Raw genomic sequence first — 26187 nt, 5'->3', positions numbered from 1 at the left:
TTAGTCAGTTCTCAAAAATATAAAAATTACCTCGCATACTTGCGTTTGCGGTAATAATGTTGAAAAATTGCAAATGATATCAACAATAATAAAGGAAGCAGTACACTAAGTAGTTGCCAATTCAATTTTTCGGCCTTAACCAATGTCCTATCCAGCAATCTTACTTTGATTTCCTTACTGCGCAGGTCAATAAGGTTTTCTTCATTAGCCAAATAGTCTGCGATATTTAACAGGAGCGCTTTGTTTCCAAAATTCCGCTGTGTATACCGGTCAAAGCCAAGGGGAAAAACAGAACCATCCCTGCTGCTGATCTGATTTTTAAACACATCTCCATCACCGATGACGATCATTTTTGATGCTTTAGCCCCCGCTGGCAGGCGATAGTCGGCCTCGATTCCCTCTGGCAGCGACCTATTGATAAATACTGATGGAAAAACACCTTCTAATAGCACCCCTCCCGACTGTGGCACACTTGCATAACTGCGGGGATCGGGTTGTTCTTCTACCATTTGCAAGGAGAGCATCTTAGGGGTATTGTGCAGCTTATTGAAAGGAGAGCTGCGCAGGATGACTTGTTTTTTGATGCCTGTTACTGCAATGGTATCCACCGTACTGGCAAATTCTGTCCTGATGCCGTCAATGTTCCTGACCAGTGAAGTAGCGGTATCTGGCATCAGCAAAGGATAATAGACCCAGGGCGCCATCTGGATTTGCTGCTGTGTACCCATGCTTAGTGGGATTTCTGCACAATTGGCATCGGCAATCAGGTTATAGTTCACCCTTGCCCCATACATGAACAACATATCATCCAGGTTTAGCTTCCTGTTGAATGCCAGTTGTTCACCAGGCCTGGCTCCGCTCCTGCCCATGCTATCCAGCTCTGCCGCAACCTGATCCAGGCACCATACCACACGCCCCCCATTCATCACAAAATAATTGATCTTATATTTTTCCGCTTCTGTAAACTCCTTCTGCGGTTTCACGATAAACAACACTTTCAACTTGTCCAGGCCATGCTGATCAATCAGGTTTAAGTTTACACGACCTACCTCGTAGCTCTCGGATAGACTCTTGATCGCATCATCCAGCTGCAGGTCATTCAGTTCGCCATTTCCCTCACTAAAACCAATCCTCGGATACACCCCGCTTAAGATTTTTTGGATTGCTGAAGTGAAAGTATACTCCAGGTTCTGTATGGAGTTATTGATGTTCTGTTCATAATTACCCGAAGCATCCAGGTTCTGCAGCAGCTTAACCGGCATTCCATTGCCATTTCCCTCAACCATCGCCATTGGAAAAATGGTTTTCTGTGCGAAACCATTGTCATTTTTGATGTTTAATGTGGTGGGTTCTATTCCTGCCTGATAGAGCCGACTGATCACCGTATCTTGTTCGGCACCTGCCGACAATCCGGATAGCGGATCTATAAAGATGATGTTTACATCGGAACCCGAATAAGCTTTATAGTCGGTCAGAAGATCCTTTACAGCACTGCGCAATCGCTTAAAAGCAGCAGGCATTTCCCCCTCGAGGTAGACGCGAATGGTGACGGGCTTTCTGGCCTGTCTCAATATATTTTTCGACTGTTCAGTCAGGGTGTAACGCCCTTCCTTTGTAAAATCAATCCTCGCAAAAAAATACTGCCCCGCGATGTTTACGATCAAAAGGGCAAGTAAGAAAAAAATTGCCCCAATCCAGGTCTTTTTGTGCTTCCCTACCATTTCCTACCTCCCAAAACCAATCGGCTGACACCGTTAAAAATCAGGATAAAACTAAAAAAATAAATCAGGTCACGGGTATCCAGCACCCCCCTGCTGATGGACTGGTAATGCGTATTCACACTAAAGGCAAGCAAAAAAGATTCTGCGGCAGACCAGGTAAAAATCTGGCTGACGGCATCCAGTCCGCTGTAAGCAATGAAACAGATAAAGACTGCTACCGCAAAAGCGATGACCTGGTTTCTGGTTACCGAAGAAGCAAATATCCCAATGGCTACAAACGAAGCCCCAAGTAAAAGCAAACCTAAATAGGAGCCAATTATCGCTCCCATATCTACATTTCCCTTTGGCAGGGCCAATTGGTTCAGGACATATACATACACTAAAGTTGGCAATAAAGCAAAACATACCAGCAGCAGACAAGCGAAGTATTTGCCCATGATGATCTGCCATTCAGTCAATGGCCTGGTAGCCAACAAAACATAAGTACCCTCTCTACGCTCTTCCGCAAAAGACCGCATGGTAATCGCCGGAATCAGGAACATGAATAAAAAAGGTGCAAGACTGAAAAAGCCATTCAGCTCAGCATATCCGTAGTCCAAAATGGACGATTCGGGAAAAACCCAAAGCAGTAAGCCCATTGCCAGGAGAAAAACCCCAATGGTGATATAAGCCATCAGCGAATTGAGCAGACTAAATAATTCACGTTTAAAAACTGCGTACATGCATTTGAATTGATGATGCCGAAGTTAGAAAAAAAACTCATTTCTTTCCAATACATAATCCCCTCATCAAGTATCACAATTATAATAGAAACCCATAGTTTAAGTTATTTTAAGGAAACAAAACTGAGCCGTAATTTTGTAACCGTTATTAAAATACAAAGACATGAAACACATATTTATCATCAACGGCGGACAGGTGTTTGAGCATTCCGGAGGCCTTTTCAATAAAACTTTATCCGCAGCAACGCTTGCTTATTTCAATGAAAAAGAAGGCTATGAAGTTCGGTTGAGCGACGTCAACGAAGCTTATGACCCGCTTCAGGAAGTCGAGAATTACAAATGGGCAGATGTCGTCATTTATCACACCCCTATCTGGTGGTTCCAACTGCCACACGCATTCAAAAAATACATAGACGTGGTCTTTACAGAAGGTCATCAAAAAGGCATTTATAAAAGCGATGGCCGCAGCGCCGCAAATCCAGAGATCAATTATGGAACAGGTGGAATGCTACATGGCAAACAGTACTTGCTCAGCACTTCCTGGAACGCTCCTGCAACCGCATTTACTTTACCAGGAGAATTTTTTAATGAAAAAAGTGTGGATGAGGGTCCGCTCTTTGGATTCCACCGCATGAATGCATTTACCGGAATGACCCCACTGGAAAGCATCCATTTTCATGATGTAGAAAAAAATGCAGATATTCCGAAAGATTTAAAACGCTACCAGGAACACCTGGACAAATTATTTAATAAGAACTGATACCGCATGAAAATTTATTTAACCGCATTAATCAAAAGTAAAGCAGACAGGACAGAAGAGATGAAGGGCTATCTACTCGAGCTTTTGGCTGCCTCTACTCAAGAAACCGCCTGTCTCCAATACGAACTGCACCAGTCTACTGAAGACGAAAGTCAGTTCATCTTCCACGAAACCTGGGCCAGCGAGGAAGGCCTCGACCTACATAACGTTCAGCCACACATCCAGCATTTTAGCCAACAGGCTGGACCGATCATGGAAGGTCCTGTAAAAATCATAAAGACCACAAAGATCAGGTAGCTAAAAATTCGACTATAAAAAAAGAGATGACCAATGGTCATCTCTTTTTTTATATAGATTAGTCTAGCTTACAAACCGAAGTTCCAGGCAGCCCTAAGACCGATAAAAGACGCTGTTCCATTTTTGGACCATCCTTCATAACGTCCGCCCAATTCAAGTGTAGATTTGTCGGCTACTGGAAATTCTACACCAATACCTGGTGAGTAAGCAAAAGCTGTCCCAGCACCGTCTTGTGTACCAAACACTGCTCCCAATTCACCATTTACAAAAATATTTTCAGCAAGGAAATACCTTAAACCAGCTTTTACCGGAATAAACCCAGCAGCATCTAATTTTACAGTCCCAACTACAGGATAGGTAACCTCCTTACCAGTAAAGCTCAGGTAACCTGCACTACCAGTAAAATTCAATTTATTAGCGATTGGATGCTGGTACAGTAAGGAACCACCGACACCTAGGTTGCGAACATCGCCAAAGTCACCCATTGGGAAACCAAATTCTGCACCAATACCTAATTTAGGCCCGGACATCGCAGCATCTTGTGCCTTAGCGTTTGAAAATGCGAACATTCCTGCAATTGCTGTCAATAAAAATAACTTTTTCATGCTTGTTTAATTTAAATGTGTTTTTAAATAATAAGCATAAGACACAAAAACTTGGCCAACAGTTACACAAAAGATCAAAGAAAAAATCATTCTGTTTAACTAAACCACAGATAATTAAGCAGTAAGCTTCCTGAATATTTCCTCTAAAGAGTCAGTTTGATGTTGTTTTTTTAGCTCAACAATACTTGAATTTGCTACAATTTGTCCTTTATTAATGATGATCAGGTTATCGCAAATGGCCTCTACTTCCTGCATGATGTGGGTTGACAGGATCACCGTTTTATCTCTGCCCAGTTTTCTGATCAGTTCCCGGATCTCTGCAAGTTGATTGGGATCCAGTCCGGATGTAGGTTCATCCAGTATCAGCACCTCGGGCTCGTGAATGATTGCCTGCGCCAGTCCAACCCTTTGCTGATAGCCTTTAGAAAGCATATGGATTTTTTTATGCTGCTCCATCTGCAGTCCTACGAGTTCGATGGTATCCTGCACACGTTTCGAAACATCCGACATTCCGTAGCTCTCTGCCACAAAAGACAGGAATTCCTTCACATACATATCTATATACAGAGGCGTATTTTCAGGCAGGTAGCCAATTCTGCGCCGGACTTCCAGCGACTGGCTTTGGGTGTCGTAGCCACAAACCAAAGCTGTGCCAGTATCGGGCTTCAGATAGCTGGTTAGTATCTGCATCGTGGTAGATTTCCCAGCCCCATTAGGCCCCAAAAAGCCTAATATTTGGCCTGGATTGGCATCAAAACTGATGCTATCCACAGCCTTTTGTTTACCGTAATGCTTGCTTAGTTGTCGTACTTGAATGCTCACCTGGGAATACTTTAAATACAAATATAGCCATGCATTCTTCAAATGCATGGCTATACCGATAATTTTCAAAAGGATTATTTGCCGAGTTTCCGGCTGAGCAACCATTTACCGATCTCATCCAACACTGCAGGCGCGATTGCCTCTTTTAAGGACGCATATTCCTGAGGCTGACAAGTTATGCAATGTTGCAACAAATGGTTTAAGTTGGGTATCAGTTTTGTAGTCACCTGCTTATTCCCTCCGCTTGCTGGTAATTCTTTCCAGTTAGCCAAATTGATCTCAGGCCGAACCATTAAATCTTTATCCCCATTGATCGCCAGAATGGGTACCTGTACCTTGGGTAAAAAATTTGCCGGATCAAATTTCAGAAAGTACCGGTACCAGGGCTTCACTGCGTTCATCACATAGCTATATACCGGGAAACGAAAATGGTCAAACTGAATGTTCAGTGTTTTAAAGTAAACATCGTCCTTCTTCTTCCATTCATTGTACGTATCATTCAGCTTCTGTTCCATATTGGCTGAGTCCACGTATTTTCTGGCCACAGCAAACATCAGGTTATTAATTTCATTAGACCTCTTTCGGTCATAATCCTTTAATTGAGATGCAGCTATCAAATCCTCATTTTGCGTTTTCAATGAAGTCATGCCGTCTACTGCCAAGCCTGCTAAACTGATGATGAATGCTACGTCTTTAGATTGAGCCGCAGCTATTGCACTTGCAGCTCCTCCCTCACTGTGGCCCACCAAGCCTACTTTTTTTAGCTTAAGGTCTTTTCTCGACAACAGGTAATGTACTGCGGACAAAGCATCTGCCGCAAAGTCAGCCGTAGTCGCCTGATCGTACTGTCCTGTCGTCTTGCCCACACCCCGGTCATCCATCCTGAGTACAGTCAGGCCCCTGGAATTGAAGTAATCTGCCAGCACCTTAAACCAAAGGTGCCCCGCCATCTTACCATCCCTGTCCTGCATGCCGCCTCCCGAAACAATCACAACTGCATTTCTACTGTTATAGCCAGTAGGCACAGACACCGTGGCACCAATGCTGATATCGCCGACAGCATTTTTAAATTCCACATCGTTACTTTGCCCGAATGCCGTATTCAAACACAGCAATAACGAAGCTGTCCATAAAATTCTCTTCATCTTAGCCTCCTTTACGCGCCAGTTCTATCATCATACTGATCTCATCTACGAGTTCAGAGGGGCTTCCCATGTAACCAACTTCCGAAAAACGAAGCATACCGTTTTTATCCAATACCATTTTGTGAGGAATTGCACCTACACCATAGCTTTTCGACATCTTTGCGTCCGCATCAAACAACACATTGAAATCGAAATTACGTTCTTTCAAATATTTGCTGACATAAGCCTCATAATCTTTCATTTTCTCCTGTGTATCCACAAAATAAAAGACCACATCTTTATCATCTTTGTATTTCTCTACAGCCATGTTCATCCCGGGGAATGCGGCCTTACAAGGCGCACACCAGGAAGCCCAAAAGTCGAACACCACAATCTTTCCTTTCAGATCACTTAGCTTCACCATTTTACCAGCTCTATTGCTCTTTATATTGAAATCCGGAACAGCCTGTTTGATCATAGACTTCTTTACCTTACTTTCCAATGCAGCATCCAGTTTGACATCCTTCAAAGATGTCAAATAGGCGTTATAGCCGGTTTCACTACCATTTAAGGCAACATAGTTTTTCTTTAGCATCTCCAGCATGAGCGGTGTCATCTGGTTCTTTTTCATGCTGCTCTCCAGCACAAATTTCAATTTATCTTTCTGACCTCCCCTTTCCAACAGTATAGCAGATACTTCATTTAACGGTGAGTTTTCATATTGATATTTTTGTTGTGCAGCAGTAGCAAAGCCCAAAGCCACCTCGTCCTTTTTCAAATGCATCAGGATATCCGCATATATAGCTGCATTACTCATGTAAACATCCATAAAGCCTTCAGATTTGGCATCATTAAACTGCAACAAACGTCCCATAATTGGACGAGCGTATCCATAAGCTTCCTCAGCGGTAAATGTTTTAAGCGATACATACGGGACTTGCATAGCCTTATAAAAAATATTAGGCAAGCTGGCAAAAGGTGCTTTTGCGACATACTTTTTGAAAGTAGCTGAATCTTTCTCTACAGATGCGATAATTGCAATAGCACTATAAATCTTACTATAGTCGATCCAATTGGCTTTATCGAATGCGCGATCAGCCTGATACATCGGATAGCGATCCAGGAAACTGATGTTCAGCGGTAACAGTTTTTTATAATCGCGTTCTGCGCCCATAGCTTTAAATGCGGCCAGTTTTTCAGGATTTCTAGCCTTTATTGCCGTAGAGTCAATAGATGCAATGACCTTGGTTATAGAATCTGCTGATGCAGGCTGGTCCAAAATCTCCGCATACACTTTTTTAATATTCTGAAGATCTTTAAAGGAAAGATCTGTCAGGTTATTCATGTACTGAATGTCTTTTAGTGCGTTTACTTTCGCTTTTTCTGCATCTACCTTTTTCAGGACTTTCAACCGGGGGTAGAAGATTTCCCTTTTAGTTGAAGGCTCGTGTCTCACCTGTTGATCCATCCAGTAGACCACCACGTCATCACCTATCAAGGATTTACCATCTGTATAGTCTGTAGACCATTCAGGGACTGAAGTATTTCTCAGGAAAGCCCAACCCGCATAGGCACCAGGAACGTTCCTTTCATTTTTATCAAATAGTAACCAACCGTAACCGTTGCCGATATCGGTTAATTTCCCACTCTTGAATTTGAATGCCACTAAGGCAGCATCATTAGCTAACTGATAATCGGCAGTCCAAAGGCTGTCTTTTTTTACAAGTTTGATCTCCTTTTTACGCCATTCGTAATTGCAAAACTGATACACCGTGGCACTGATGTTCTTCTTTTTTTCAAGCACTGTCCCCTTAGGGTTATAGCTCACATTGATTTTCTCTCCGGCTATTGCTTTTTCCGGGCTGATTGAAAAAGGTTTTTGTGCCTGAGCCAATAGGGTATTTGTTGCGAGTACCATGATGGTACCCGCAAGGATGATTTTTCTAAACATATATTTAATTTTTATTATAATGTACCTGCTCCTCTTCCTTTAGCCGTGATATCTACTATACGGCCAAAGCCTTCAAATTTATTCAACACCGTCGGCTCAACCTCGCCACTCACGGCATTGATCCTCAACTCATAGACACGACCAACAGCACCATCCCAAGTACCTATATACAGCAACCTGCCATCAGTAGCTGACAAGTTGAAATTGGGTTTTGGTTTAAAGATCTTCATACTGGTAATGGTCTCCGCAGCGGGAACACTGAATGCTTTTTTAGCCGTGTTGGTTCCTGCATAATCATAGAGATACACATCATGAGCGGTAGCGTAAAATGCCGCATAGCCATATTCACTCGATCTGAAAATCGTTGCATTCGTCACATCAGGTAAAGCAGTCATGTCGTAACGTGCTACCGCCATTAAGCCATCGTCTGCCTTGTTGAAATTGGTCACATATAACCAACGGCCATTCCCGGTCAGGTCCTTAAAGAAATTCAAAGTTTGGTTAGAGAATCCCCTGTCCATACCTATAATTGTCTTTCCAATATTGGTTAAATCAAAGGGTTGAGTCGAAGCAGCCGGCATCCTGAAATCTACCATTACATTGGACGATACCGGATGCATGAACTTCAGTTTTTTGGTATCATAGACCGCACCAACTATACTGCTTGCAGATGCTTCCGCAATGAACGGCGCCAAAGAATAGTCGCCAGTTACCGCACCCGGGAAAATTGCAGCCCTTGGATCTGTCGAATTGATGAAATACATCCTATTGTTATTGATCAGCATGTCAAACAAGCTGGTTGTGCTCAGGACATAGGCCTGAGGATTGATGACCTCAGCCGGACGCAGGAAGTAACCGGCATTCTCTCGTATGAAACCAAAGTCAGAACCACTTACCCTCGTGATTTGCGTAGAACTCGCAACGTTGATCCAGTTTTCCGTAGAGTTAGATTTTCTGGATTGCTCTATAAAACGGGCATCTCCCGGCAGCGTCATTCCCTGTGACTGTGAGTAAATGTTCTTCAACCAGCGGTCGGCAGTTACTGTCGGAACCGCATTTCTGGTAATGAGGAAATCAACATCTCCGCCATTACTCCTCGTATGCAGCACCATCACCCCATATTCGAGGTTTGTGGTGATGTTCAGGTTAAATATAACGTTAGATTTAAGGTCATTTTTTGTATCCGTGACGACCAGCTCCAATTGGTAAGACCCGATTGGCTCACCAATAGCGGTGCTTAGTCTGCGTGAATTACCGATGACTTTCGTCGCTGGTGGTTCCGTCACACTTCCGGACAGGGCCTTGTACAATAACCACTGGTAATTCAGGCGTCCGGTGTCTGCAGCGTTGAACTGAATGCCCGGATTTATGGTCAAAACTGCATAACGTTCAATGGAGAAGTTTGCCGAAATGCCCGTAGTATCCAGACGAGGTACGGCTGTATCGGTGTACTCATAATTCCCCAGGTCCTTTTTACAGGAATAGGTAAGCCCCAGAAGAAGGAACATCAGCGTTCCTCCAATATATTGATAGATCTTAGTGTTCATGTGCATAAAACTTTAGTTAGGAAAAGTTACCAATACTCCATTTTCATCCGTAAGTGGCGTAGTATGGGTATTGTTGTAAGTTGCCAAGGCCTCTTTCATCCGATTCTTGAAATCGATCATCATGGCGCTCGAATACTCCCCTTCTGCGAGTGGTACACGTGCACTTTGCTGCAATTTGAATTCGGTTATGCCCAGCACATCGATGATGAACCGGTATTTTGTGGTACTATAGGTTCCAAAAAAGGCAGATAAACTGATGAATCCATCCCAGTTGGAGGGTTTCACCAGGTTATCGCTCCAGCTGACACTGAAGAAATTGTCTTCAATTACACCGGGTTTGAAATCCTTGGTTTCTGCTATACCCAGATTGAGCTGAAGACTCCGTGACTTAATGTCAGCAGTGCGGTACAAGAGAATCCACAGCTGTCCTTCTACCTGACCGGCTTTGACCACACCGTCTATAAAATCAAAATTAACGCCTTCGACGGCAGTAGTGCCTTCAGCGATCAGTTTGCCCCGAACTACGCGATCATAATCGGCCGGATAGCCCATCGTCTTTACTTTGATCTTCAGGGTATCTTTGGTTACCGTGGAAGGGAAAGACATAAAGGAAAAAGACTTGGTAGTAATCCTTGTTTTATTTAGATCTGTAGCCCGTTCAAAGAAATATACCTGTGGCTGGTTTTCATAAGGTTCCAAATCTTTCGCGCAGGAGCTGACCAGCAATACGAAAAGCAGGCATAAGATATAGTGTATTTTAAAGGTCTTCATAACATTCGTTTTAGTTTCCATACTTTAATTCATCCTCTGGTAAAGGCAACACGTAAACTGAGTTGTTAGGGGTAACTGCTGTGTATTCTATGCTTGAAGCATTCAATCGTTTATAATAATAAAACAATTGTCCCTCGGCTAAAAATTCACGCCGGTATTCTCTGAAGATCTGGTTTTGCAGTTCCGCATCGGACACACTAGCGGGAACATCTGCCGACAGGTTCCGGGCATGCCTGACTGCATTCAGGTATTCCAAAGACTTCGTCTTGTTGCTTTGTATCAGGCATTCAGAAGCGATATAATACATTTCAGACACCCGGATCACCGGCATCTTATACAAATAACCCAGCGGAGAACTGGCGCCGGCCAGGTATTTATTAGAATAGGTTAGCACATTACCTGCAGTATTGCTTGTGAGAATGGTATACCTGTAATCTGAAAGGGTCAAGTCAAAATCGGCCCTTGCGTCATCATAGCGTTTGGCCAAATTTTGGGTTTCATTACCAAAGTACCCCGTCGCATAGGTATGCAGGTCATTCATGTTCAGCGAGAAGATCAACTCTGAAAGAAAGATCTTGTTCTGCCCACTCGTGATGGTTGCTGAACTGGCAAATGGGAAGGCATTGGAGTTGATCACTTCCTCTGCACAGGCCCGTGCATTGGGCTTGTCCCCGGCATAAAGATATACTCTGGCCTGCAGCGCCTTAACTGCATAATAATTAAATTTATAATACCGGTCTCTAAGATAATTGGTGGCGGCAGGATTACCGGCAACTATGGGATCGGAAGTTTTCAGCAGTTCTGCCGCAGCGTTCAGATCAGCTAGTACATTTCCGATCACCGATCGCACATTACCACGGGCAACATTCTCCGCGCCGAACTTGGTAACATAGGGAATCGCCAATGCATCCATTCCACCATTCGAAGCAGGAGCAGGAGCATATAACCTCAGCAAATCGAAATGAATGAAGGCACGAAGACCCAGGGCCTCTCCCTTGATCACATTGTAGTTAACCCCGGTAAACTGCGGCCGGTCCGTGCGGTCCAGATTGGCCAAAAGATTGTTGGCGTTTGCAACGCCATTGTACATCTGTTTCCAGATTGCTGCAATCCTTGTTTTCGCAGTGTCTAACTGATAGTTGTAGGAATCAAAATTGGTATAGACGCCTGTAATGGAATTGTATTGGCGACCGAGCACGTCCAGCATTCCAAAACTCAGTTCTTTTCCATAAAGACTTTTCCCGGTTAGTTTAACATAAATACCGGTCAGGGCCTGCTGGTAACCTTTCTCATCTTCAAAGGCCACATCAGATTCAACCTGTGTTTTAGGTTTCACGTCCAGAAATTTCTTACAGGCAGTAAAACTGAGCATCAAAGGCAGTATAAGTATATAATAAACGCTTTTCATAATCGTAAATGTTAAAATGTAGCTTGTAAAGAAAGAGACATCGTTCTGGCGAAAGGATAATCTAAACCTCTTTCCGTCCTCACCGTTGAGAAACGCGCAAGGTCATTTAAGTTCACATTAGCAGACACCCTGCTGTTCTTCTGCTTTCCGAAAAACCGGAGTTTGTCAAATTCGTAACCTAAGCTGATCGAAGATAAGATCAGTTCATCCAGGTTCTGTACGAATCTGGAACTCAGCTGAGTGGTGGATAAATCTGCAATATCCTTGTACAGTGCAGCTTGTCCCGGCGTCTTCCAGCGATCCTCTAAGGCCCTGACATCCACATTATAGGCAAAATCAACATTCTCTACCCTTTGTACCAATGTGCTATTGTATTGCTGGCCACCCGTACGGAAGGTAAATGCAAAGTTTGAAGTGAATTTGCCCAAACGCATGTTGGCGCCAAAGGTTCCGGTCAGAGATGGATTGGAATCGCCACTGTTCACCAGATCATCAGTCGAGTACACATAAGTTTGCGTACCATCTGCTTTCAGATAAATTTCGCGGCCATTGGAGGGATCTATACCCAGTGAAGGTACGGCCCAAATGGTACTCATCGATTGATTGGGAACATAGCGTGCATAGGGACGTTGCAAACGCAGGCGACGCTGTTCTAAAGTCTCACCGGGTCTTTGAGCTGCATTATCGTTAGCCCGATTGAGTTCCATGATCGACTCCGAAACTTTTCTGATTTTGTTCGTTTGATGTGCAACATTCAGAAACACACTCAGTGAGCGGCGGTTCGCAGCAATCAGGCTCATGTTTATTCCTGCCTGATAGCCTTTATTCCTTACTTCACCGATATTTTCTTTATAACTGTCAAATCCTAAGGAGGGTGGTGTAAACTGGTCTGTCAGCAAACCTTTAGTATCCTTAATGAAATAGTCGAACCGGAAACTCAAGCGCTTGAACAGAAACATGTCCAAACCAATGTTTTTGTCCAGAACCTTCTGCCACTTCAGGTTTTCATTAGGCATGGCCATCAGCTGCAGGGCGATATCTCCATTGTAGTTCTGTGTAGTCACATACTGATAAGTGGCTACGGAAAGGTATCCGTTGGAAACCGGGGAACCCGTATTTCCAATGCTACCGCGTAATTTCAGCTGATCTACAAAGGTTAGTGATTTCAGCCACTCTTCATTATGCAGGTTCCAACCTAAACCCAAAGAAGAAAAGCTTCCCCAGCGGTTATTGACCCCAAACTGTGAACTGGCATTGTTGCGATAGGAAACATCAGCAAGGAACCTGTTGTCGTAGGAATAATTGACCGCACCAGTGAGGGCAACTGTCCTCACCGTATTTTCTGTTCCCGAAGCCTTGCTACCTGGAGCATATTGATTTCCGAATGCGATATCGTCTATGTTGTCATCAGGAAATCCGACCATCACAAAGCCGGTGTTGGCAGTACTGTTGCTGTTGATGGATCCGATCGCATTCGCAAAGATTTGGTGCTTACCGATCAATAAATTATAAGATGCACCCAAATCGGAACTTAGGATCGTTTGCTTCCCGTTCGTTTGGCTATACCGTCCGCGATTCTGGTATTCAGGTGTATTGGGCTGTATGCCCAGAAAGTTTGTATGATTAGCCGGCAGAAAGTTTTCCGCTGTATTGTTCTGTGAAGTAATTCCCACACGTCCCGTAAAACGTAAATTCTTTTGAGGAGACCACTCTGTGTAGAAGTTCTCCGTCACATTCCGATAGGTAGAAAAGTCTTTGGTATTTAGCGTTGCATTATACAGCGGATTGAATACTGTAATACCGAAACTCTGGTAACTTGGAATAATTGCGCCGGAGGCATCGTAAATTTGCCAGTAAGGGTTCATTTTTGCATAATCACCAAAAGAACCATAAGGTGAATTGACCGCCTTGTTGTTGTCTATTGTCAATATGTTATTGAAAGCAAAGTCTTTCAACCGGTATTGCAAATTGACCGAGCCCGTGAGGGTACTCCTGTCGGAGCCTTTCATTACTCCCGTGATGTTGTTATAATTCAGGTTGACTGCATAACGCATGGCCTCGTCACCACCATCCATATTCAGGGAATGTTGCTGACCATAGCCATTCTGCAAAGGCTGCGACAACCAGTACGTATCTACGCCGTCCAGTCCAGCTTTGAGATTCTGTGCATATTGCCTTGTTAAAGCGGCCTGCTGCGCAGGAAAGGCATTGGTATATTTGCCCGACAAACGTTCTGCCTCTACCTTCTCCAGGGAATTGGTCAGGTGATAGCTGCTCAGGTCAGGTGCAGTCAGGTTTAAACTTCCCCTGTAAGATACGCGCAATGCACCCGCTTCTGGTCTGATGGTCTCGATCACCACTACCCCATTTCCCGCCTTGGCTCCATATATAGCTTTCGCAGAAGCATCTTTCAACAGAACCACGCTTTTGATGAGGTTAATGTCCAGATCATAAACGCGCTGTAAAGTGGCTTCAAATCCATCAAGGATGAAAAGTGGCTGGTTTGGCTGATTAGCATATTCTGCAGCTGGATCCGGAATACCAGTCTGCCCACGTAACTGGATATCCGGCAATCGGTTTGGATCGGAACCGAAGTTGTTGTTCTCTACTATTTGAAAAGAAGGATCCAGAATGGCCAAACCTTTTAAAATGTTCTGATTGGTCACCACCTTCAACTGCGCACCAGTGAAAGTAGAGACTGCTCCCGTAATGGAACCAACCTTACGGTCAAACAAACCATTATTGATCACTACTTCATCCAGGTTCTGCTGGTCTACTTCCAGTTGAATCAATTTATAAGCACCCGATTTAATGCTGATGCGTTTATCCTTATAGCCTACATAGCGTATTTCAAGTATGCCTGTAGAGTCAGGTACTCTAAGTGAAAAGTTACCGACACTGTTTGTTGTAGATCCTATTTTAGTCCCCACCAGCCAAACACTGGCACCCGGTATGCCCACATTATTTTCATCGACAACTTTTCCGGTCAGGTTAATTTCCTGCCTCGCAGTATTGATGGAATTTGTGTAAACGTTTTGTTCATTCGTAGTCGTTGAGGTGATTTCTGATTTTTTAGTAATAACAATGTGCCTATTCACTTGCTTAAAGCCTAGGGAAGAGTTTGCGAGCAGCGCTTGTAGCAACCGGTCCAGTGTGGTCGTAGTTTCTACCAGGTTTAATTTTCCGATCTCGCGGATTTCTTCACTGCGGTACAGGAAATGAAAAGGCGTTTGCTTTTCTATTTTCTCCAGCGCGTCCGACAGGCTTTCTCTGTTCAACTTCAATTTCACGCGTACATCTTCCATTTGTTGGCCCTTAACATTGGAAGCGATCAGCATTTGCGCCGATATCGTGATGGTCAGAATGATAAACGAAGTAATACGCATAAAATCAATCAGGATTTTTGTTGGTATACGGCAGACATACCCGTCCCCGTATTTAGCTGCAATTGCAGAAAAATTCATATATTCGAATGTTGGTGTGATTTAAATACCTTATGAGAATTACATTAAAAAGGGTCTTCCTCCGCAAAGGGAAGCCCGCTGAGGTTCTGCAATAGTTCCATACCGCAAATATGTAGCTATGGCAGGGCCTTTTTGGTTATGATGGTCTAGGTCTGTTCATGGTCTTAGTTTTTTGGTTTAATTGTTACTTGTTTAGTGAGTGAATCGTAAGTATATACGGCATTGTTGAAATCGCAGATCAAATCCAAGCACTCCTTAAGGCTTTGATTTTCAAATAGTGTGGTTGTAAATGTCTTAGCAGCCAGGGCTTCAGTCTCCAGCGCTACCTTCACCCGAAAACGATCCTGCAACAGCAAGGCAGCATTACTCAGCGTCACATCGTTGAATACCAGGTCTTTTTCGCGCCAGGCAATGGTCTTTTCTGCATTCGTGGTGTTCAGTTCGGTCAGGTCCGTGTGAAAATTGTACACCACCTGTTTATTTGGCGTCAGTGTACCAAGAGTTTTCCCTTCTTTCTGCACCACTACCTTTCCACGGATTACAGTCACAGTCACTTTTCCACTCCGTGAATCGACATCAAAAGCCGTCCCCAAAACCTGGGTATTTACCTTCCCTGTACGCACGATGAAGGGCTGATTCTCCAGGTGTTTGATATCAAAAAAGGCCTTGCCGGTAAGAAACACTTCACGGATAGGCTTGCCATCAAAGCTGCCTGCATATTTTAACTGGCTACCCGCACTAAGGATGACAGTACTTCCGTCAGGCAACTGAATCAGGTCATTGGTCTTTGAAGCGGCACTATTGCTTTTGGACACCATGTCCTGCGCGGTAGCCGCGCCTTCTCTATTCATAAAAAACAATGCCGCCCCTGCTACCAGCAACATTATTGCTGCCGCGGTCAATACCCGTTTCCATCCGCTGTTTAGTTTCCTGACCGGAACAGCATCTGCAATGGCCAGGTCTATGGCCTGATACAACATTTCTCCACGCACCTGTTCATCCCCCATCTCCGCTTTATCCCAAACCTTTTTCGTTTGAAAATGCTGGAAGTACTGATTGTACAGATCCAGCTCTGCATCAGTTGCAGTGCCATCATTTATTTTATCTGTAAGCTGAAAAAATGCTTCTCTTTTCATTAGAATCTCTCTTTTTTAAAGGGACAGCACATCTGCCTGATGCCCCATTTATTATAAGGCACTTAAAAAGAGAACAACCCCACAAATAAAATCACAAAAAGTTTAAATTATTTTAACATTGTCAGAAAAACAACATCCAGGATCAACTAAAGCATTAAAAAAAGCAGAATAGAAAACAAAAACAAGCGCATCAACGAAACCTTAAGCCTTTTTAAGGCAATTGTCATCTGCCTTTCCACCGCTTTTTCAGAAATCCCCATCTTTTGAGAAATTTCCTTATTACTTAAATGTTCATTTCTGCTCAAATCGAAAACTTCACGACATCTATCAGGTAATTCTGCTGTAAATTGCAGCAAAACTTCTCTGAGCTCCTTCAATTCCAACTCACTGCTTACATTATTGAAGGAAGGCTCCTCAGTTTCAATCTGATCGAAGAAAGATTGACGCAATTTCAACTTACGAATGACATTTGCCACCTTATATTTTACCGCAGAAATGAGATATGATTTCAAGGAAAGGATTTCCAGACTACCCCGCTTGTTCCAGATCCAGACAAATACATCCTGGACCACATCCATGCAAGCATCTTCATCCTGAAGCATATTAAAAGCCGCGAGGTACATCGCAGACCAGTTTCTACGGTATATCTCGTCAAAAGCCTCCCTGCTACCCCCATTTAACAGGTCGACCAATTCCGCATCTGAACAGCCCTTATACATCGACATTATAATATGTTGCAAATCAAATTTAATAAAATATATTTATATTTCGCTTCGCGGACAATCCGCTTAACTTGATTAACTAAAGCCAAATCTCTAAGTTTGCACCATTATGGCAAAAAACAATAACGACGAACAATTCAAGAATGTGATCTCCCATGCCAAAGAGTACGGTTTCGTATTCCAAAGCAGTGAAATATATGATGGCCTTAGTGCAGTATACGATTACGGGCAACTGGGCGCTGAACTCAAAAACAACATCAAAACGTATTGGTGGAAAGCCATGGTGCAAATGCACGAAAACATTGTCGGCATCGACTCTGCCATTTTCATGCACCCTAAGATCTGGAAAGCCAGCGGTCACGTAGACGGCTTCAACGATCCAATGATCGACAATAAAGATTCTAAAAAACGCTACCGTGCTGATCAGCTGCTGGAAGATAAAATCGCGCGTTATGAAAAGGACGGTAAAACTGATAAAGCAGCAAAACTGCAGACAGACATGGACGATGCCCTGAAAGCTGAAGACCTGCCACGCTTAAAAACCCTGATTGAGGAACATGAAATTGCCTGCCCGGTAAGTGGCACCAAAAACTGGACAGACGTGCGTCAGTTTAACCTGATGTTCAGCACCCAGTTTGGCGCGATGGCCGAAGGTTCCGAAGAAGTATACCTGAGGCCAGAAACTGCACAGGGAATCTTTGTTAATTTTCTGAATGTACAGAAAACCGGCCGTATGAAGATCCCCTTCGGTATCGCACAGATCGGTAAGGCCTTCAGAAATGAGGTCATAGCCCGTCAGTTCATCATGCGCATGCGCGAGTTTGAACAGATGGAAATGCAATTCTTCGTCCGTCCGGGTGAAGATGAAAAGTGGTTTGCGTACTGGAAAGAAGCACGTTTAAATTGGCACAAAGCATTGGGTACGCCTGCAGAAAAATACCGTTACCATGACCATGTAAAACTGGCACATTACGCAAACGCGGCCACAGATATTGAGTTTGAATTCCCATTTGGCTTCAAAGAGGTAGAAGGTATCCACAGCCGTACAGATTTCGATCTTTCGCAGCATCAGGAATTCTCCGGAAAGAAAATGCAGTATTTCGATGCAGAACTGAATGCCGATGGCAAACCATATGGCAACTATATCCCTTATGTCATCGAAACCTCCATCGGTCTGGACAGGATGTTCCTGCTGACCCTGATCAATGCTTTGGAAGAAGAAGACCTGAGCACAGAAGAGCGCCAGGACAGCAGAACCTTACTGCGCCTGCACCCTTGTCTCGCCCCCATCAAGGTTGCCATCTTCCCATTAACGAAGAAAGATGGTCTGCCAGAAAAAGCAAGAGAAGTAATGGATGCGCTGAAATTGGATTTCAACTGCATATACGAAGAAAAAGATGCCATTGGTAAACGTTACCGCAGACAAGATGCCATTGGTACACCGTTCTGCTTAACCATCGATCACCAGACTTTGGAAGACAACACCGTAACCATCCGTCACCGCGATACCATGGAGCAACAACGCATCGAGATCAAAGACCTGTTCGACATCATCGGAAATAAAGTCAGCTGGAAAAACTTATTGAGATAGTACCATTTCACAAAAATTCAAGCTCCCTTGACGGCCTCAAGGGAGCTTTTTTATTTACAGGCTGATCGGCTCGGATAGCAGAGAAACTGCAGTCAAACTTATAGCTGCTTCACACCTTGCTCACACTTTGTTGACAATAAAGCCACAAAAGAGTACCTTTTTGTGAAGGAAATGTGATTAAAGTGTGTTTCATGTGAGCACGAGCTATAGCGTGTACTGCTTTTTATTCCCAATCCATGTGATACGAGCTCAAAATAAGAATGGAGTAGCATTACCAAAATGGCTTGGCTTTTGCAATAACCTCTTCATGAAAGTGTTTAATGTTGCCTTATTTCTACTGCTCTACGCTTACCTACCAGCTTCCGCCAGGCTGCAAAATCGCCCTACCTGGTCTAAAGAAGAATTGACAATGGCCAATACCGCGAAAACCGCAGCGTATTTGACAGGCGAAGAGAAAGACATGGTAATGTACATGAACCTCGCGCGGATGAACGGGGAGAAATTCTTTTTAACTTTTTTCCAGGACTTTGTGGAAAGCCACAATAAACAGATGTCGGCATACAGCAATTACAACAGCCTGCGCATCGAGCGCAGCAGTAGCTACTACCGCAGTCTGGAAAAAGACCTCCAAAATGTGAAAGACCTGCCCATGCTTTATCCCGATGAAGCAATGAGCTGGGTGGCACGCCAGCATGCAAAGGATATGAACAAATATAATTATGCAGAGCATACTGCCAGGGACGGAAGAACAGTTAAAGACAGAATTACCGCCATGTACCCTAAAAAAGCCTGTGGTGAGAACCTTGCGTTTGGTTTTTCTTCAGGCCTGGGCAATATTTGCATGTTATTGCTGGACAAGGGCGTACCAAACCTGGGCCATCGAAAAATCATCATTGACACTTCCTATAAATTCAACTATATCGGGGTGAGCATACAGCCGCATAAAAGCTATAAATATTGTTCAGTTACGGATTTTGTCGCCCTTCCATAAAATGACTAAATTCGCTGCCTGAATTTACAGCATTGAACACTAAACCAAACACCTCAGTTAACCTATATTTCGCGCTCGCCTACCGTTTTTTTCTGCTACTGGTCATTTACACCTTATGCAGGATTGGCTTTTATGCATTCAACCAAGATCTTTTCCAGCACATTACCCTGAACAAATACCTGTACATGCTCTATGGCGGCATTAAATTCGACATCTCCGCACTGCTGTACATCAACCTGCTCTACATCCTGCTGAACATTATTCCATTCCCATTCCGCTATGGCAAGGGCTATCAGAATTTTTGTAAATGGCTTTTTGTCGTCTCCAATAGCCTCGGAGTATTCGCCAATTTTGCGGATTTTGCGTATTATCGGTACACACTTAAACGGACTACTGCCACTGTATTCAGCCAATTCAGTCATGAACAGAACAAGTTCAAGCTTTTTTTGAATTTTATGGGCGACTACTGGTACCTGCTCCTGCTGTTCATTGCCTTCATCTGGTTGTTCATTAAATTATACGACCTGGTCAAGCTGAAACCAATAATCCCTTTCGGCTGGCCACAATACCTGTTTCATACTATATTACTTGGCCTTATCGCATTTGCATGTCTGGTCGGCATCCGCGGTGGATGGGGATTTGGCACCCGGCCGATCACCCTGAGCAATGCCGGGGAGTTTGTAGATACCCCTGATCAGATGAGCCTTGTGCTGAATACCCCCTTTAGTATTTTCAGAACGCTCAAAGCTTCAAAGCTCGATGTACTGAAGTACTATTCAGAGGAGGAACTAAAAGCAATCTACAATCCGGTACACCTGCCGGCAGATACCGGCAAATTCAAAAAACTGAATGTCGTTTTCCTGATTATCGAAAGTCTGGGCAAAGAGCACGTGGGCAGTTTGAATAAAGACCTGGACGGAGGCAACTATAAGGGCTATACGCCTTTCATAGATTCCCTGGTGGGACAAAGTTACACCTTTACGCATACCTATGCCAATGGACGGAAATCCATTGACGCCATCCCATCAGTGATCACAGGTATCCCTTCAATACGCGAACCCTTCGTTTTGTCTGTATATTCCGGCAACAAGACGACCAGCATTGCCAAATTACTAAGCGATGAAGGCTATGAAACCGCTTTTTTCCACGGGGCACCAAATGGATCAATGGGTTTTTCTTCTTATACACATCTGGCAGGGATCAAACATTATTTTGGCATGAATGAGTACAAGAAAAACGGAGATACAGACGGGACGTGGGGCATTTGGGACGATCCCTTTATGCAATACATGGCAGAAACCATGAATACCCTGAAAGAACCGTTTTTCTCCAGCTTCTTCTCCCTTTCCTCCCATCATCCTTTTCGCCTGCCTGAAGAATACAAAGGAAAATTCCCGGAAGGGCCACTTCCGGTACAGGAAGTAATTGGCTATACAGACATGGCCCTGCGCAATTTTTTCAACAAAGCATCTAAAATGCCCTGGTATAAAAACACGATTTTTGTACTCTGCGCAGATCACGCAACAGTCTCTTATTTCCCTGAATACCAAACCACTGCAGGGTATTTTTCAATACCCATCCTGTTCTATTACCCTGCTGGCGATCTTCGGGGAAAATCAGACAAGAATGTGCAGCAGATCGACATCATGCCTACTGTACTGAATTATTTACATTACGATAAGCCGTATTTTGCACTTGGTTTTGACGCCTTTGCGAAGCGGAATGATAACTTTGTGGTCAACAATCTGGACGGTGGGTTCAGTTTTTACCAGGGCGATTACCTTTTACTGACCGATGGAAAAATCAGCACCGCCTTATACGACCTGAAGAACGACAGATTGATGGCCCACAACATTTTGGACAAAACACCGTTAGTTGCAGAAAAGATGGAAAAATACTTAAAGGCCTTTGAACAGCAGTACAACAATAGAATGATCCGTAACCAATTAACCGTCCAGTAAGCATGCGCAAAGCCTTGTTGAAATTCATCGATTTTTTCTACCCCCCATTTTCACGCTGGATCCCGATCCATACTTTCCGTTACCTCGCTTCCGGTGGTTCTACCGCTTTATGTGGGATCGTTTCCTACTACATTGCCTACAACTGGATCCTGCACCAGAAAAACATAGAGGTCGATTTCATGTTTTTACCGCAGTTGGTTACCGCGCACTCTTTGGCTTTGGTCATCAGCACTTTTGCTTCTTTTTTATGGGGCTTTATCCTCAACAAATACCTGGTCTTTACCCAATCTAACCTAAAAGGAAGGATACAGATTTTTAGGTATGCAATTGTTGTTGCAGTGAATTTCGGACTGAACCTTGCCCTTCTGAAATACATGGTGGAAGGCCTGCATTTCTATCCTTCAATCTCCCAGACGTTCATCACAGTGACCTTATCGCTCTGCAGCTATTTTCTACAAAAACATTTCACCTTCAGGGTCAAGAAAAATAAGTGATCTGTATCACTTGAGGGTCATTGCGTCGCATTTAATTTGTTAAAAGCTCCGTATTGAAGTATATTAGGCTCATCAATAAGCATAATTTACAATGAGCGATTTTAATGACTTTAACAATGAACAAGTAGCCAAATTGCCCAAACACCTGCGGCAATTTATCGTGGAGCAGAACTATAAAAAATACACGCCTGTAGACCAGGCGGTATGGAGATATGTCATGCGCCAGAATTACAGTTATTTAAAGCATGTCGCTTATTATCCGTATATCAAAGGCCTGCAACGTGCAGGTCTGAGCATTGAGTACATTCCTGATCTGCAGACCATGAATGACAACCTGGGCAAAATTGGCTGGGGTGCCGTTACCGTGGATGGTTTTATTCCTCCTGCAGCATTTATGGAATACCAGGCGTATCGCGTTTTGGTGATCGCTGCTGATATCCGTCAGATCAACCACATTGAATATACACCTGCTCCGGATATCATCCATGAGTCGGCAGGACATGCGCCCATCATTGCTGATACGGACTACAACAATTACCTCAGCTATTTTGGTTCTATCGGTGCTAAAGCTATGTTTTCTTCCAAGGATTTTGAACTGTATGAAGCCATCCGCCACCTTTCCATCCTGAAAGAATCTGTAGATGCAGACACACATGAGATTGCCAGGGCAGAGCAGCATTTGCAGCAAATCTCCGAAAACATGGGAGAACCTTCTGAAATGGCATTACTAGGCCGTTTGCACTGGTGGACAGTAGAATACGGATTGATCGGCACATTGGAAAATCCAAAAATCTATGGTGCCGGCTTGCTTTCATCCATTGGGGAGAGCTCTTCCTGCATGAAGGCAGATGTAGAAAAGTTGTGGTACAATATGGATACAATCAATTACAGTTACGACATCACCAAGCCCCAACCGCAACTCTTCGTCACCGAAACTTTCCAAAACCTGATCGATGTTCTGGAGGCATTTGCAGATACCATGGCTTTCAGACGTGGAGGCAGCGAAGGAATCATTAAGGCGATCGAATGCAAGAACCCCGCAACAGCAGTCTACAGCTCTGGCCTGCAGGTAACTGGCATATTTACCGATATGGGTATCGACCAGCAAGACGGGCTAACTTTCATTAAAACTACAGGCCCCTCAGCCCTCGCTTTTGACGGCGAAGAACTGGAAGGTCACGGAAAGATCTACCACAAAGATGGTTTCTCTTCTCCGGTTGGCAAACTCAAGGGAATTGACACCCCGATTGAAGCTATGGATTTCAGGCAGTTGCTGGATTGTGGTATCAGACCGCAAAGCATCGCACTGCTGGAATTTGAAAGTGGCATCACAGTGAAAGGACTGGTGACCATCATTCATCAGGACGATGAAGAACGCACCTTTATGATCACTTTTGAGGACTGCACCGTAAAAGAAAGCAATGGCAACATCCTCTTCCAACCGGAATGGGGAGTATATGATATGGCAATTGGCGAGAAGATTGTTTCAGTATTCAATGGAGCTGCAGACAAAGATGCCTACGAAGAGCTGACCCATGTGAGCGACCAGCAAACACACAAAATTGTGTATGACGAACAGACTTTCAAGCTCCACCAACTGTATAAATCCGTACGGGCCATGCGTGAAAATGAAAATGGCTACGAAGCTTTACCTGAAATTTTTGAAGCTTTGCGCAGCGAACACCGTCAGGACTGGTTATGTGCACTGGAAGTATTGGAAATCCTATACCACAAACAACTATACCCTGAACTGGAAAAGGAAGTACGCATTTACCTGGAACTAAAGGCCGCCAGCGAGCCAGACCATAACAAACTGATCAATGATGGCCTGCATGTGATTGAAAATCCGGTAAGCCAGCTGATCACTGAAGAAGATTAAAGAACATATGAACATCATCATTACAGGTGCCAGCAGTGGAATCGGCTTTGAGACCGCACTGGAACTGACTTTAAATAGCGCAAACACGGTAGTTTGCATTGCCCGCTCTGCGGATAAGCTGAGGAAACTGCTGGAAATCGCCAAAAGCATCAATCCAGACTGTAACCTGCTGCCCGTAGAATTTGATATTGTGAAGGACGACTATGCGGCTTTAGTGCCTTTTTTGGTGGAACGTCTGGGAACGGTGGACATCCTCATCAACAATGCGGGTGCCCTGGTGAATAAACCCTTTCTGAAAACTACCGAAACAGATATGTGGCATATGCTGGAGAGCAATGTGATGGGGCATTTCAACATGATCCGTCATGTGGTACCACTAATGACTGCAGGCTCACACATCGTCAATATTGGCAGCATGGGCGGTTTCCAGGGCAGCGTTAAATTTCCCGGACTAGCAGCTTATTCTGCTTCCAAATCGGCACTGCACACCCTTACAGAATGCCTGGCTTATGAACTGGCAGAAAGCGGCATTAAGATCAATTGTCTGGCTTTGGGCTCTGCCCAAACCGAAATGCTGGAACAGGCATTCCCCGGCTATGAATCGCCGGTACTTGCCTTCGAAATGGGTAAGTATGTAGCTGATTTTGCCAGGACCGGACATAAGTTCTTTAATGGAAAAACCCTGCCTGTTGCAGTAACCACGCCATAACCAACAAGTTATCAACATTTTTAGGGTTAAAGGATATTTTTGATAACTTTAACCCTATTGATATGAAGCAAACCATTATTCTTTTTAGTATTTTCTTCTGCAGTGTGTGCGGCCTCAGGGCGCAAACCACCATACCGCTTGAATACAGGGAGCTGGTAAATAAGCTCAGTCAACAGGTTCCGTTGGAAAAAGAAAAGATCAGCTTACCTGAAACCTCTCCCAATAAATTACTGGAATTTGCGAAATCCATGTTGGGTATCCGCTACCGAACCGCATCCAGTAGCCCTTCCAGGGGATTCGACTGCTCAGGCTTTGTCAACTACGTATTTAGCAACTTCGGATTTAAAGTCCCGCGTTCCTCAAGGGATTTCGCAGTAAGCGGCTCTGCCAAGAAACTGGAAGATGCGAAGATCGGAGATGTCATCCTTTTTACTGGAACCAACAGTAGATCCAGAACTCCAGGACATGTGGGCATTATCTATTCTGTTGAAGGGGACGAGATCAAGTTCATCCATTCTTCTTCAGGCGCCAAGCGCGGGGTGACGATCACCAGTCTGAATGAAGGCTTTTACAGAAAGCGCTTTTTAAAAGTGGTGAGCATTCTATAAACCCGAGCTCCGCTATAACAATACAATTTTCAGTGCATCCGCTACATTCCCTGCGTTCAGAAAAACCTTTGCCAATTCATGTAGTTCTCTTTCGCGGTTGCCAGCATCCCCAATAGTCGCATCAAGAATTTCCTTTACCTGTGGATGGATGTGCATTGCATCTACTTCTTCGTCAGTTGGAAGCTGCTCTACATTGCCCAGCATCCCGAGGTCATTGCCTGTGAGTACCATAGAATTGCGAACCGCATGAGGCAGCGCATCTACACCTACGCCAAGAGTAGTCAGCGGTTTCGCTACCTTGAAAAGATTTTCAGGAGTCACACGGCAATACCAGTCGCCCCCAAGCCGGGCCACCAGGTCGATCTTTGCCTGATCGATCTTCCCTTCTGTATCTAAAATTTCTTCTTTAATGTGGATCAGTTTAATTTCCGCCAGAATCAGGTTTCCGGCACCGGGATTTTCACCCAACGAAATGACTTCTGTAATGAGGCATTCCATTTGTACCGGCGCTTCGGCAACACGGGGCGGCTTAACCAAGGTGGAAGGCAACATGCTAAAGCCGGCTTTGTCAAATTCATTGATGCCTTTGGCATATTCGGTGCTCGACAGGCTCATTTGCTGCACCATCGGATAGTTCACAATATTGATGACACATTCCTTTACCTCCAATACATTTTCCAATGTGTGTTTCGTGGTATTGTCGCGCACCCGCCGCGCAGGAGAAAAAATGCACATTGGCGGATTGGTGCTGAAGAGGTTGAAGAAACTGAAAGGACTGAGGTTGATGTTACCTGCCTGGTCAATGGTGGAAGCAAAACAGATCGGCCTCGGCGCAATGGCATACTGGAGGTAGTTTTGCAATTGCGCCGGGGACAGTTCTGAGGTATTGATGGTCAGCATAAGG

General features: G+C 44.2%; 22 protein-coding genes. 9 read left to right on the top strand and 13 right to left on the bottom strand.

Annotated features, from left to right (window positions below; translation table 11 throughout):
• Positions 1 to 26: 26 nt before the first annotated feature.
• Positions 27 to 1664 carry a gliding motility-associated ABC transporter substrate-binding protein GldG gene (gene gldG, locus WAE59_RS10530; protein ID WP_337855918.1) on the bottom strand — a complete coding sequence of 546 codons (1638 nt, stop codon included), beginning with the start codon at positions 1662 to 1664 and terminating at the stop codon, positions 27 to 29.
• Positions 1665 to 1714: 50 nt separating this feature from the next.
• Positions 1715 to 2443 carry a gliding motility-associated ABC transporter permease subunit GldF gene (gldF, locus tag WAE59_RS10525; RefSeq protein WP_337855917.1) on the bottom strand — a complete coding sequence of 243 codons (729 nt, stop codon included), beginning with the start codon at positions 2441 to 2443 and terminating at the stop codon, positions 1715 to 1717.
• Between the two features lie 163 nt (positions 2444 to 2606).
• Between gldF and WAE59_RS10520 the strand changes: the two genes are divergently transcribed.
• Both WAE59_RS10520 and WAE59_RS10515 read left to right on the top strand, forming a co-directional pair.
• Positions 2607 to 3203: an NAD(P)H-dependent oxidoreductase gene (locus WAE59_RS10520; RefSeq protein ID WP_337855916.1), complete on the top strand. Its 597-nt coding sequence runs from the start codon at positions 2607 to 2609 to the stop codon at positions 3201 to 3203.
• Between the two features lie 6 nt (positions 3204 to 3209).
• A complete protein-coding gene (locus WAE59_RS10515) occupies positions 3210 to 3500 on the top strand; it encodes a putative quinol monooxygenase (protein ID WP_337855915.1) in 291 nt (96 codons plus the stop codon).
• A gap of 68 nt (positions 3501 to 3568) precedes the next feature.
• On the opposite strand, the gene WAE59_RS10510 is transcribed toward WAE59_RS10515, so the two are convergent.
• The 10 genes from WAE59_RS10510 to WAE59_RS10465 form a co-directional block, all read right to left on the bottom strand.
• Positions 3569 to 4105 (bottom strand): hypothetical protein, encoded by a 537-nt coding sequence (locus tag WAE59_RS10510; RefSeq protein WP_337855914.1) that lies wholly within the window; start codon positions 4103 to 4105, stop codon positions 3569 to 3571.
• Positions 4106 to 4219: 114 nt separating this feature from the next.
• Positions 4220 to 4927 (bottom strand): ATP-binding cassette domain-containing protein, encoded by a 708-nt coding sequence (locus WAE59_RS10505; RefSeq protein ID WP_337855913.1) that lies wholly within the window; start codon positions 4925 to 4927, stop codon positions 4220 to 4222.
• Positions 4928 to 5001: 74 nt separating this feature from the next.
• A complete protein-coding gene (locus WAE59_RS10500) occupies positions 5002 to 6072 on the bottom strand; it encodes an alpha/beta hydrolase family protein (protein WP_337855912.1) in 1071 nt (356 codons plus the stop codon).
• A gap of 1 nt (position 6073) precedes the next feature.
• A complete protein-coding gene (locus tag WAE59_RS10495) occupies positions 6074 to 8002 on the bottom strand; it encodes a TlpA family protein disulfide reductase (protein WP_337855911.1) in 1929 nt (642 codons plus the stop codon).
• A 14-nt stretch (positions 8003 to 8016) separates the two neighbouring features.
• Positions 8017 to 9549 (bottom strand): PKD-like family lipoprotein, encoded by a 1533-nt coding sequence (locus tag WAE59_RS10490; protein WP_337855910.1) that lies wholly within the window; start codon positions 9547 to 9549, stop codon positions 8017 to 8019.
• Positions 9550 to 9561: 12 nt separating this feature from the next.
• A complete protein-coding gene (locus WAE59_RS10485; RefSeq protein WP_337855909.1) occupies positions 9562 to 10320 on the bottom strand; it encodes a DUF4843 domain-containing protein in 759 nt (252 codons plus the stop codon).
• Between the two features lie 10 nt (positions 10321 to 10330).
• A complete protein-coding gene (locus WAE59_RS10480) occupies positions 10331 to 11728 on the bottom strand; it encodes a RagB/SusD family nutrient uptake outer membrane protein (RefSeq protein ID WP_337855908.1) in 1398 nt (465 codons plus the stop codon).
• A gap of 11 nt (positions 11729 to 11739) precedes the next feature.
• The gene (locus WAE59_RS10475) at positions 11740 to 15192 is read right to left on the bottom strand and encodes a SusC/RagA family TonB-linked outer membrane protein (RefSeq protein ID WP_337855907.1); all 3453 of its coding nucleotides are present in this window, start codon (positions 15190 to 15192) and stop codon (positions 11740 to 11742) included.
• Between the two features lie 164 nt (positions 15193 to 15356).
• Positions 15357 to 16328, bottom strand: coding sequence for a FecR family protein (locus tag WAE59_RS10470; RefSeq protein ID WP_337855906.1), 972 nt, complete (start codon positions 16326 to 16328; stop codon positions 15357 to 15359).
• Positions 16329 to 16474: 146 nt separating this feature from the next.
• A complete protein-coding gene (locus tag WAE59_RS10465) occupies positions 16475 to 17068 on the bottom strand; it encodes an RNA polymerase sigma-70 factor (protein ID WP_337855905.1) in 594 nt (197 codons plus the stop codon).
• A 91-nt stretch (positions 17069 to 17159) separates the two neighbouring features.
• On the opposite strand from WAE59_RS10465, the gene WAE59_RS10460 reads away from it, so the two are divergent.
• From WAE59_RS10460 to WAE59_RS10430, 7 genes are all read left to right on the top strand, one after another.
• Positions 17160 to 18641 carry a glycine--tRNA ligase gene (locus tag WAE59_RS10460; protein WP_337855904.1) on the top strand — a complete coding sequence of 494 codons (1482 nt, stop codon included), beginning with the start codon at positions 17160 to 17162 and terminating at the stop codon, positions 18639 to 18641.
• Positions 18642 to 18948: 307 nt separating this feature from the next.
• On the top strand, positions 18949 to 19632 hold the full coding sequence (locus tag WAE59_RS10455; protein WP_337855903.1) for a CAP domain-containing protein: 684 nt from the start codon (positions 18949 to 18951) through the stop codon (positions 19630 to 19632).
• Between the two features lie 32 nt (positions 19633 to 19664).
• Positions 19665 to 21593, top strand: coding sequence for an LTA synthase family protein (locus tag WAE59_RS10450; protein WP_337855902.1), 1929 nt, complete (start codon positions 19665 to 19667; stop codon positions 21591 to 21593).
• Between the two features lie 2 nt (positions 21594 to 21595).
• Positions 21596 to 22087 (top strand): GtrA family protein, encoded by a 492-nt coding sequence (locus WAE59_RS10445; RefSeq protein WP_337855901.1) that lies wholly within the window; start codon positions 21596 to 21598, stop codon positions 22085 to 22087.
• A 91-nt stretch (positions 22088 to 22178) separates the two neighbouring features.
• Positions 22179 to 23966 carry an aromatic amino acid hydroxylase gene (locus WAE59_RS10440; RefSeq protein ID WP_337855900.1) on the top strand — a complete coding sequence of 596 codons (1788 nt, stop codon included), beginning with the start codon at positions 22179 to 22181 and terminating at the stop codon, positions 23964 to 23966.
• A 7-nt stretch (positions 23967 to 23973) separates the two neighbouring features.
• A complete protein-coding gene (locus tag WAE59_RS10435; RefSeq protein ID WP_337855899.1) occupies positions 23974 to 24675 on the top strand; it encodes an SDR family oxidoreductase in 702 nt (233 codons plus the stop codon).
• A gap of 62 nt (positions 24676 to 24737) precedes the next feature.
• Entirely contained in the window at positions 24738 to 25283 is a 546-nt protein-coding gene (locus tag WAE59_RS10430) for a C40 family peptidase (RefSeq protein WP_337855898.1), read from the top strand.
• Positions 25284 to 25295: 12 nt separating this feature from the next.
• Here the strand turns inward: WAE59_RS10430 and WAE59_RS10425 are convergent, their stop codons facing one another.
• Complete coding sequence (locus tag WAE59_RS10425; protein WP_337855897.1) at positions 25296 to 26183, bottom strand: flavin reductase family protein; 888 nt, start codon at positions 26181 to 26183, stop codon at positions 25296 to 25298.
• Positions 26184 to 26187: the final 4 nt, after the last annotated feature.

Origin of the sequence: Pedobacter sp. GR22-6, from assembly GCF_037402555.1 — a bacterium.
Classification (GTDB): Bacteria; Bacteroidota; Bacteroidia; order Sphingobacteriales; family Sphingobacteriaceae; genus Pedobacter.
Note: the sequence above shows the minus strand (reverse complement) of the source record. Positions and strands in the feature narration are given on the sequence as shown.

Bases quoted from the DNA above. Each gene is read 5' to 3' on its own strand.
- WAE59_RS10430 (WP_337855898.1), top strand. From the start codon at position 24,738: ATGAAGCAAACCATTATTCTTTTTAGTATTTTCTTCTGCAGTGTGTGC.
- WAE59_RS10490 (WP_337855910.1), bottom strand. From the start codon at position 9,549: ATGAACACTAAGATCTATCAATATATTGGAGGAACGCTGATGTTCCTT.
- WAE59_RS10520 (WP_337855916.1), top strand. From the start codon at position 2,607: ATGAAACACATATTTATCATCAACGGCGGACAGGTGTTTGAGCATTCC.
- WAE59_RS10440 (WP_337855900.1), top strand. From the start codon at position 22,179: ATGAGCGATTTTAATGACTTTAACAATGAACAAGTAGCCAAATTGCCC.
- WAE59_RS10515 (WP_337855915.1), top strand. From the start codon at position 3,210: ATGAAAATTTATTTAACCGCATTAATCAAAAGTAAAGCAGACAGGACA.
- WAE59_RS10425 (WP_337855897.1), bottom strand. From the start codon at position 26,183: ATGCTGACCATCAATACCTCAGAACTGTCCCCGGCGCAATTGCAAAAC.
- WAE59_RS10435 (WP_337855899.1), top strand. From the start codon at position 23,974: ATGAACATCATCATTACAGGTGCCAGCAGTGGAATCGGCTTTGAGACC.
- WAE59_RS10485 (WP_337855909.1), bottom strand. From the start codon at position 10,320: ATGAAGACCTTTAAAATACACTATATCTTATGCCTGCTTTTCGTATTG.
- WAE59_RS10455 (WP_337855903.1), top strand. From the start codon at position 18,949: ATGAAAGTGTTTAATGTTGCCTTATTTCTACTGCTCTACGCTTACCTA.
- gldF (WP_337855917.1), bottom strand. From the start codon at position 2,443: ATGTACGCAGTTTTTAAACGTGAATTATTTAGTCTGCTCAATTCGCTG.
- WAE59_RS10445 (WP_337855901.1), top strand. From the start codon at position 21,596: ATGCGCAAAGCCTTGTTGAAATTCATCGATTTTTTCTACCCCCCATTT.
- WAE59_RS10495 (WP_337855911.1), bottom strand. From the start codon at position 8,002: ATGTTTAGAAAAATCATCCTTGCGGGTACCATCATGGTACTCGCAACA.
- WAE59_RS10470 (WP_337855906.1), bottom strand. From the start codon at position 16,328: ATGAAAAGAGAAGCATTTTTTCAGCTTACAGATAAAATAAATGATGGC.
- WAE59_RS10480 (WP_337855908.1), bottom strand. From the start codon at position 11,728: ATGAAAAGCGTTTATTATATACTTATACTGCCTTTGATGCTCAGTTTT.
- WAE59_RS10500 (WP_337855912.1), bottom strand. From the start codon at position 6,072: ATGAAGAGAATTTTATGGACAGCTTCGTTATTGCTGTGTTTGAATACG.
- WAE59_RS10460 (WP_337855904.1), top strand. From the start codon at position 17,160: ATGGCAAAAAACAATAACGACGAACAATTCAAGAATGTGATCTCCCAT.
- WAE59_RS10475 (WP_337855907.1), bottom strand. From the start codon at position 15,192: ATGAATTTTTCTGCAATTGCAGCTAAATACGGGGACGGGTATGTCTGC.
- WAE59_RS10510 (WP_337855914.1), bottom strand. From the start codon at position 4,105: ATGAAAAAGTTATTTTTATTGACAGCAATTGCAGGAATGTTCGCATTT.